The organism is Seohaeicola zhoushanensis, assembly GCF_014656415.1.
Classification (GTDB): Bacteria; Pseudomonadota; Alphaproteobacteria; order Rhodobacterales; family Rhodobacteraceae; genus Seohaeicola_A; species Seohaeicola_A zhoushanensis.
On the sequence record NZ_BNCJ01000010.1, the window covers coordinates 165924 to 174340 of the forward strand.

Consider the following 8417-nt stretch of genomic DNA (forward strand, 5'->3'; position numbering starts at 1 on the left):
GTCCCTTAACGAGGAGCCTTTTTCATGTGCCTGATGTGCCAAGCCCTGGACTCAAACCAACCCTTTGATGTCCACACCGACACCGCGCTCACCGACGGCGGCGTGCAGACCAGCCTCACCGCCGCCTCCCAGCCGGTCTACAGCCTCGACCAGATCGCCGACTACCTGACCGAAGGCTTCTGGCTTGGCCGTGGTCAACAGCCCCGATCTTTCGACGTCCAGGCGGGCGGCACGATCACAGTCAACATCACCGGGCTCGACGCCCTTGGCAAGGCAACGGCGTTACAGGCCCTCGACGCCTGGAGCACGGTCACTGGGCTTACCTTCACGCAGTCCAGCAATGCCATGATTTCCTTCGATGATACCCAGTCGGGGGCCTACAACAGCTCGATTACCTCGGGCACCACGATCCTCTCCTCCTCGGTCAACGTGCATACCTCCTGGCAGGCCTACGGCGACTATTACCTGCAGACCTTCATCCACGAAATCGGACACGCCCTCGGCCTCGGCCACGCCGGCAACTACAACGGCAGCGCCGATTTCGGGACCCAGGCACATTTCGCCAACGACAGCTGGCAGATGACGGTGATGTCCTACTTCTCGAACAACGAGAACCCCAACGTCTTGGCCTCTTTCGCCTATCTCGCCACCGCCCAGCTGGCCGATATCCTGGCAATCCAAAACCTCTATGGAACGCCCGCCAACGTGCAGACCGGCAATACGATCTACGGCGACAACACCAACCTCTCGCAGCACGGCATGGGGCTCGACAACGGCAAGGCCGTGGCGATCTTCGACAGCGCCGGCACCGACACCATCGACCTGTCTTCGCGCACCTCGAACCAGCGCATCGACCTCTATGCCGAGCGTTTCTCCGACATCAACGGCAAGACCGGCAACCTCGCCATTGCCCGCGGCACGGTGATCGAGAACGCCTTCACTGGCTCGGGCAGCGACCACATCACCGGCAACGCCGCCGACAACATGCTGATGGCCGGCGCCGGTGACGACACGCTGCTCGGAGAAGGAGGCAACGACACGCTGGTTGGCGGCGACGGGGCCGATACGCTCACCGGCGGCACCGGTGGCGACGTCTTCGTCTACACCGCCGCCTCAGAGGCCGGCGATACCATCACAGACTTCTCCCTCGCCCAGGGCGACCGGATCGACATCTCGGCGCTATTCGCGGCCATCGGTTATGCCGGCACCAACCCGATCAGCGATTGCAAGGTCTGGCTCTCCGCCGCAACCGGCGGCGCCTGGCTGATGGTCAACGCGGTGGCCATGGCCTTCCTCGCCGGTGTCTCGGCCAGCGCCGACCTCGCCACCATGCTCGACGTCGAAAGCGTGCCCGTCGGCCCCGATCCCGACGCCTATGACACCCGCATCACGCTCACCAACAGCTTCGTGCTGACCTGGACCGAGGCGGCCAGCATCATCCGCGACACCAACGGCGGCATCGACACGCTCGACCTCTCGGCGGTGACCTACGGCAACAAGATCGACCTCAACGGCGGCATTACCGGCATGCTCGGCTCCAAGAAGATCACCATCGAACCCGGCACAGAGATCGAGAACCTGCTCCTCGGCACCGGCCGCGACACCGGCATCGGCAACGATCTCGACAACCGGATCGAAGGCGGCGCGGGCGACGACAAGCTCTACGGCAACGCCGGGGCCGATACGCTGAACGGCGGCGACGGCAAGGACTCGCTATATGGCGGTGATGGCAGCGATACGATCACCGGCGATGCCGGCATGGACAAGATCTATGGCGGTAGCGGCGACGACAGCATCGAAGGCGGTGCCGACAACGACAAGATCTACGGCGAGGACGGAGACGACCATATCGACGGCGGCGACGGCAGGGATACTCTCTACGGCGGCAGCGGAAACGACAGCCTCGACGCCGGCACGGGCGACGACAAGCTCTACGGTCATGCCGGCGACGACAGCCTGACCGGCGGAGCGGGCCGAGACTCGCTCTATGGCGACGTCGGCGACGACGTGCTCGACGGCGGGGCCGATGACGACAAGCTCTACGGTGGCGACGGCAACGACACCCTGACAGGCGGTGACGGCAAAGACTCCATAAAAGCCGACAAGGGCGACGACCTCGCCAATGCCGGTGCAGGCGATGACAAGGTCTATGGCGGCGACGGCGACGACGATCTCTCGGGCGGCACTGGCAACGACACGCTATACGGCGACAACGGCGATGACCTGCTCGACGGCGGTGCGGGCAACGACAAGCTCTACGGCAAGAACGACGAAGACACGATGTTCGGCGGCGAAGGCCTCGACTACATCAAGGGTGACAAGGGCGACGATTACGCCGATGGCGGAGCCGGCAACGACAAGATCTACGGCGACAACGGCAATGACACCCTGCTTGGCGGCGACGGCGACGACTACATCAAGGGCGGCAACGACAGTGACGCGATGGACGGCGGCAGCGGCATCGACAAGCTCTACGGTGACGCGGGTAACGACCTGATCGACGGCGGCGCAGGCAACGACATCATCGACGGCGGCGCGGGCAACGACGTGATCGCCGGTGGCCCGGGGGCCGATACCATCAAGGGCGGCAGCGGCACCGATACCTTCGTCTTCAACGCGGTGAGCGATGCCGGCGACCTGCTTTACGACTTCTCGCTGCGCTACGGCGAAAAGATCCAGGTCTCGGGCCTGCTTAGCGGTGGAACTGTGGCCGACGCCCTGTCCGAGGGTCTCTTCTGGCTCGAAGCCGAGGGCCGCAACGCCTGGCTCGTCTTCGACGACAACGGCACCGAGGTCGACCTCGCCCTCATCAGGAACCTGGCCGCCACCACGGAACTGACCACCGACTGGCTGATCTGATCCCGGCCGGGAGGGCTGACAGGCCCCCCTGCCCGCCCATGTCGCATTCGGGATAGCCGGGCCCGCCAACGGATGGCATGTCCGTCAGGCAACAGGACCGGATCCCCCGACATGAGCACCACCACCCCGCGCAATCTCACCGGCATGGTGTTCGTCTTCATCGCCGGCGTGCTCTGGTCCACCGTCGGACTCGGCATCCGCCTGATCGAGGAGGCGGTGGTCTGGCAGATCCTGCTCTACCGCTCGCTCGGCCTTGCGGCACTGCTTTACGTGGTGATCCGCCTGCGCAGCGGCCAGGGGCCCTTCACGATGGCCCGACGCGCCGGCCTGCCGGGCCTCGTCGCCGCGCTGGCACTGGTCGCCGCCTATACCGGGGCGATCTACGCGATCCAGAACACCTCGGTCGCCAATGCCATGCTGCTCTTCGCCTGCTCGCCGCTGCTGGCAGCGGTGCTTGGCTGGGTCTGGCTCGGCGAAAGGGTGCGCCCGCAGACCTGGGCCGCGATGGCCGTCGCAGGCTGTGGCATCGCCGTCATGGTATGGGACAAGACCGGCACCGCCGCCTGGGGCGGCAACCTCGCCGCGCTCGGCTCGGCGCTCGGTTTCGCCATCTTCACCGTCGCCCTGCGCTGGGGCAAGGAGGGCGAGATGATGCCTTCGGTCTTTCTCTCCGGCCTTCTCGCCGTGGTCATCACCGCCGTCGTCTGTCTCGGCTCCGACCTGCCGCTGGTCCTGAGCCCGCGCGACAGCGCCATCGCATTCGGCATGGGCGTAGTGCAGGTCGGCGCCGGCATGACACTATACACCATCGGTTCCAAGACCGTTCCGGCGGTCGAGCTCACGATCCTCTCAATGGCCGAGGTCTTGCTCGGCCCGGTCTGGGTCTGGCTGTTCCTGGGCGAAACAGCGACGCGCTACACCCTGATTGGCGGAGCGATCCTGCTGCTCGCCATCGCCGGCAACGCGATATCGGGCGCGCGGCGCAAGCCGCCGCCCGGCATCGTCTGACCGCTCGCCCTCCGTTCAGAGGGTCGTCATCGGCCCCGGCTCGTGCATCTTGATATCGCGACCAAAGGCGCCGATTTCGGCCAGCTTCGCGCGGTAGGTGGCGATATGCGCCGACTTCCCATGCGCCTTGAGACAGTCGAGATCGTCCCATTCCTCGTAGACGCGAAAGGTGGTCGGCTCCTCGACGCTCTGCCAGAAGGCGTAGACGCGGCAGCCCTTCTCGGCGCGTGTTGCAACGGCCACCTCGGCCGCGGCCGCCTTCATCGCCTCGATTCCCTCAGGCGGAACCTGCATGGTCCCGGTAACGATCAGCATGAATGAAACCCTCCCTCGATCCGCGCCACCCTGTCGCGCGGCGCAGGCAGGGTCAACCGGTCAGATCGATCCGGTGATGCAGCCGGTCGACCGGGCGGCCATCCGACAGCGGGATCCCCCGCGAGACGTCATACTGCACGAAGCCCATTCGCCGGTAAAAGCCCAGCCCCGGCACGTTGTCGGCCCGGATGGTGGCGTTGATCGCCACAATCCCCAACTCCTTGGCGCGCGCCAGCGTCTCGGCGAACAGCGCTCGCCCCGCCCCGCGCAAGGGATCGTCGCGCCGGGTGAAGCTGGCGATATCGGCCCAGCCCTCGGGCAGGTCGTCTCGCCGCCCGAGATGCTGGAATCCTGCCACCGCCCCGGCCCCATCAAGCACCACGTGGCACAGGATGGTCGAGGGCCCCAGCAGGTAGTCCTCCAGCCCGACCTCGTCGAAGAGCTGCTCGAGCGCCGTAGTCCCGCCCAGCGAGATGATCTGGTTCAACAGAACGCAGGCCGCCGGAATATCCTCGGGCGTCATCGCCCGGACCTCGTGGCTCACGATGTCAGAACCCGATCTTGTCACGCAGGAAAGCCAGCGCCACGCCCAGCCCGTCGGGTGCAATGCCATGGCCGGTGCCCTTCATCACATGGGCGAAGACCTCGGTGAAACCGGCCTCCTGCAGGGCCTCCGCCGCCTGCGGCAGCGACTGCGGCGGCACCACCTCGTCCTGGTCACCATGCACCAGCAGCACCGGCATCCGGCTGCGGGTCTCGTCCGGCAGGGTCTCGGGGCTCAGCATCCGGCCCGAGAAGGCGACGATACCCGCAATCGGATCCTCACGGCGCGGCGCGACGTAGAGGCTCATCATGGTGCCTTGCGAAAAGCCGAAGAGCGCCACCTGCTCTGGCAACAGATCCTCGTCGACCATCAGCGCATCCAGAAAGGCGTTGAGGTCATCCGCCGCCGCAGCCAGCCCGCGCGCGGCCTCCTCTTCCGAGGAGCCGTCGAGCCAGGGGATCGGGAACCACTGATACCCGAAGGGCGCACCGGGGATCGATTCCGGCGCATCCGGGGCCACGAACAGCGTGTCGGGCAGATGCTCGCCCAAAACATCGGCCAGCCCCAGCAGGTCAGCCCCGTTGGCGCCATAGCCGTGGACGAACACCACCGCCGAGCGCAGTTCGCCCGAGACCGGGCCCTTGCGTTCGGCATTCAGAACTCGTGTCATGCGATCCCTTCCCTGTCTTTCGCCACCCGGTAATAGGCCCAGAGGATGCGCGCCGCAACCGATCGCCAGGGGCTCCAGGCTTCGGCCATGACGCGAAAGGCGCGCTCTCGCGGGCGCTCGGGCAGGCCGAACAGCAACCGCGCCGATTCCTGCAAGGCGAGATCGCCCGGCGCGAAGACATCCGCGCGACCCAGCGAGAACATCGCATAGACTTCCGCCGTCCAGATCCCGATCCCCGGCACCGCCGTCAGCCGCGCGATCACTTCCGGTGTCGACGCGTCCCGCAGGCCGGCATAGTCGATCCCGGCCTCGGCCAGCGCCTGGGCATAGCGGATCTTCTGCCGGCTCAGTCCGACCACCCGCAATGCCTCCTCGCCCGCCGCCGCCACCCGCTCGGGCTCGGTCAGCCCCGCCGCCTCGATCCGCGCCCAGATAGCGGCGGCTGAGGCCACGCTCACCTGCTGGCTGACGATGGCGCTCAGCAACTGCGCGAAACCGTCCGGGCGCAACCGCAACGGCAGCGGTCCGGTCTGCGCCAGCGCATCAGCGAAGCGCGGCTCGCGCGCAGCCAGCCAGGCGGCACCCTCGGCGACGCAGCTGTCGCCGCGGATCAGCCGGCCGGTCACTGCGCCGGAAGGAGAAACGGAAGCCGTCATCGCTGCGACAGTATCGCCGCGTCGCCCCCACGCAAGCCGCTTGTATGCTGATATATTAGCCGCTACGGCTTGCGCCATGACCACGATTACCGAGATTCCCCCCGCGATCCACGACGATGCCCGCGCCCGACGTAATGTCGTCGTCCTGGTGATCGCACAGGCGTTCCTCGGCGCGCAGATGCCGATGATCTTCACCGCCGGCGGGCTGGCGGGGATGTCGCTGGCCACCAACCACTGCCTCGCGACCCTGCCGATCTCGCTGATCGTGCTCGGCTCGATGCTGACCGCGACGCCGCTCTCGGCGGTGATGCAACGATGGGGCCGGCGGACGGGGTTCTTCATCGGCGCGACCGGTGGCGTGATCGGCGGCAGCCTTGGCGCGCTGGGGCTCTATCTCGGGTCCTTCCCGGTCTTCCTGCTAGGCTCGCTCTTCACCGGCGTCTACATGAGCGCGCAGGGCTTCTACCGCTTCGCCGCAGCCGATACCGCGTCGGAGGCGTTCCGGCCCAAGGCGATCTCCTACGTGATGGCCGGCGGCCTGCTTTCGGCGCTGGTCGGCCCGCAGGCGTTCAAGCTGACCGCCGACGCCTATGTCGTGCCCTTCCTCGGCACCTATTTCGTGGTCATCGCGGTCAACCTGCTCGGCTTCCTGCTGTTCCCGCTACTGGACATCCCGAAGCCGGTGAAGGCCGCCACCACCGAGGCCTCGGGCCGGAGCCGGTGGGAGATGCTGACCACCCCGCGCATTGCGGTGGCGGTGATCTGCGCGATGGTGTCCTACGCGCTGATGAACCTGGTGATGACCTCGACCCCGCTGGCGGTGGTCGGCTGCGGCTTCGAGAAGGGCGACGCCGCCAACGTGGTGACGGGCCACGTGCTGGCGATGTATGTGCCGTCGTTCTTCACCGGCCACCTGATCGCCCGTTACGGGGTGGAGAAGATCATGGGCATCGGGCTTGCCATCCTGGCGGGCGCCGGCGTGGTGGCGCTGCAGGGGGTGGAGCTCGAGAACTTCTTCGTGGCGCTGATCCTGCTGGGGATCGGCTGGAACTTCGGGTTCATCGGGGCGACCACCATGCTGGCCGGGGCGCATTCCACCAGCGAGCGGGGGCGGATGCAGGGGCTGAACGACCTGCTGGTCTTCGGCGGCGTGACCGTGGCTTCGCTCTCTTCGGGCGGGCTGATGAACTGTTCGGGCGGCTCGCCGGTCGAGGGGTGGACGGCCGTCAACCTGGCCATGATCCCAGCGCTGGTGTTGGCCGGCGGGGCGCTGATCTGGCTGGTGATGCAGCCCAAGGAGCCGGCGAACTGAAAGCGTCCCAGCTAGGACGGAGGGTCAACCCACTGATTTCACTCCATATTGCCGGGGAGTGAATCCGGGACACGTTTTTGGGGACCGAAAAAGGCCCCCGCGCGGCCCTTCCGTTGCAGCAAGTGGTGCAGCCTGTGGCTCATGCCCGTGTGGGTATTACGTCATGTCGAGCCAAGGCTTTGGAAGCACTCTTCGGGAGATTTCGGGGTTGGATGACTGCTGTGCGGACGAAACAGGTCTTCCCATTTATTCGCTCAGCGACCGCTTTTCAGAATGCATCTGATACCGTATTGTTCCGCATATGACAAACCGAGATGATTTTAGAGCAACCGTCGTTAGAATAATCGCGCAACGTGCAGGTTACCGTTGCTCAAATCAAACTTGCCTGCGCCCGACCATTGGGCCAGACGGTGCCGACAATAGTTCTAGTATCGGTGTTGCCGCGCACATTACTGCCGCGGCAGAGGGCGGCCCGAGATATGATCCTACTTTGACCTCTGATGAACGAGCTGCTGCCGAAAATGGTATTTGGCTCTGTCAGACCTGTAGCAGACTGGTGGACACGGACGTTGCCAGTCATTCCATTGACCAACTCAGGGAGTGGAAAACGTTAGCTGAGATGCGAGCGTATCTTGGCACTCGCGGGTTTGCAATTGTAGCGTCTAGGAGCTTTAAAAAGCTCGAAGACAAGATGCCAAACCTTGTGGCTGAAATGCGGAAAGATCTTAGCGAAAACCCGTTTATTCGAGAGTTCATAGTCGGTTCCAATCGCTGGTCTTACAATGGCGACCCCAACAATCCCATTTTTCATTATTATTTTGAGGACCACGACAACTTGAAGCCGATGCTGAGGGTAATGCAAAATTATGGCGCGATCATTGATACGACACATAACAAGGTTGATCGTTTCCAACTTACAGAAGAATTTGCTGAATACCTACAATTGCCCATTTAGCTCTCGCATTCCGGAATCACATTCCGCCCGAACTGTCTGCGTGAATAGCCCCGCGTTTCTTAGACGCCTTCGTGTCTCAGTTTCTGCTGCCGCTCGAA

Annotated in this window: 8 protein-coding genes; 4 read left to right on the forward strand and 4 right to left on the reverse strand. The window is 64.8% G+C overall.

Features of this window, described 5'->3' with window-relative positions:
* Positions 1 to 24: 24 nt before the first annotated feature.
* The gene (locus tag IE266_RS16830) at positions 25 to 2859 is read left to right on the forward strand and encodes a M10 family metallopeptidase (protein ID WP_189681268.1); all 2835 of its coding nucleotides are present in this window, start codon (positions 25 to 27) and stop codon (positions 2857 to 2859) included.
* Positions 2860 to 2970: 111 nt separating this feature from the next.
* Positions 2971 to 3867, forward strand: a complete 897-nt coding sequence (locus IE266_RS16835; protein WP_189681269.1) for a DMT family transporter — start codon at positions 2971 to 2973, stop codon at positions 3865 to 3867.
* Between the two features lie 15 nt (positions 3868 to 3882).
* Here IE266_RS16835 and IE266_RS16840 read toward each other — a convergent pair whose 3' ends face one another.
* The 4 genes from IE266_RS16840 to IE266_RS16855 are packed head-to-tail and all read right to left on the reverse strand — an operon-like array spanning position 3883 to position 6052.
* Complete coding sequence (locus IE266_RS16840; protein ID WP_189681270.1) at positions 3883 to 4182, reverse strand: putative quinol monooxygenase; 300 nt, start codon at positions 4180 to 4182, stop codon at positions 3883 to 3885.
* Positions 4183 to 4234: 52 nt separating this feature from the next.
* On the reverse strand, positions 4235 to 4726 hold the full coding sequence (locus IE266_RS16845) for a GNAT family N-acetyltransferase (protein ID WP_229864215.1): 492 nt from the start codon (positions 4724 to 4726) through the stop codon (positions 4235 to 4237).
* A 4-nt stretch (positions 4727 to 4730) separates the two neighbouring features.
* Positions 4731 to 5396: an alpha/beta hydrolase gene (locus tag IE266_RS16850; RefSeq protein ID WP_189681271.1), complete on the reverse strand. Its 666-nt coding sequence runs from the start codon at positions 5394 to 5396 to the stop codon at positions 4731 to 4733.
* Positions 5393 to 6052, reverse strand: coding sequence for a DNA-3-methyladenine glycosylase family protein (locus IE266_RS16855; protein WP_189681272.1), 660 nt, complete (start codon positions 6050 to 6052; stop codon positions 5393 to 5395). The genes IE266_RS16850 and IE266_RS16855 overlap by 4 nt, the downstream gene beginning before the upstream one ends.
* Before the next feature lie 76 nt (positions 6053 to 6128).
* On the opposite strand from IE266_RS16855, the gene IE266_RS16860 reads away from it, so the two are divergent.
* Entirely contained in the window at positions 6129 to 7364 is a 1236-nt protein-coding gene (locus IE266_RS16860) for an MFS transporter (protein ID WP_189681273.1), read from the forward strand.
* 301 nt (positions 7365 to 7665) lie between these two features.
* Positions 7666 to 8319: a hypothetical protein gene (locus tag IE266_RS16865; RefSeq protein ID WP_189681274.1), complete on the forward strand. Its 654-nt coding sequence runs from the start codon at positions 7666 to 7668 to the stop codon at positions 8317 to 8319.
* Positions 8320 to 8417 lie beyond the last annotated feature (98 nt).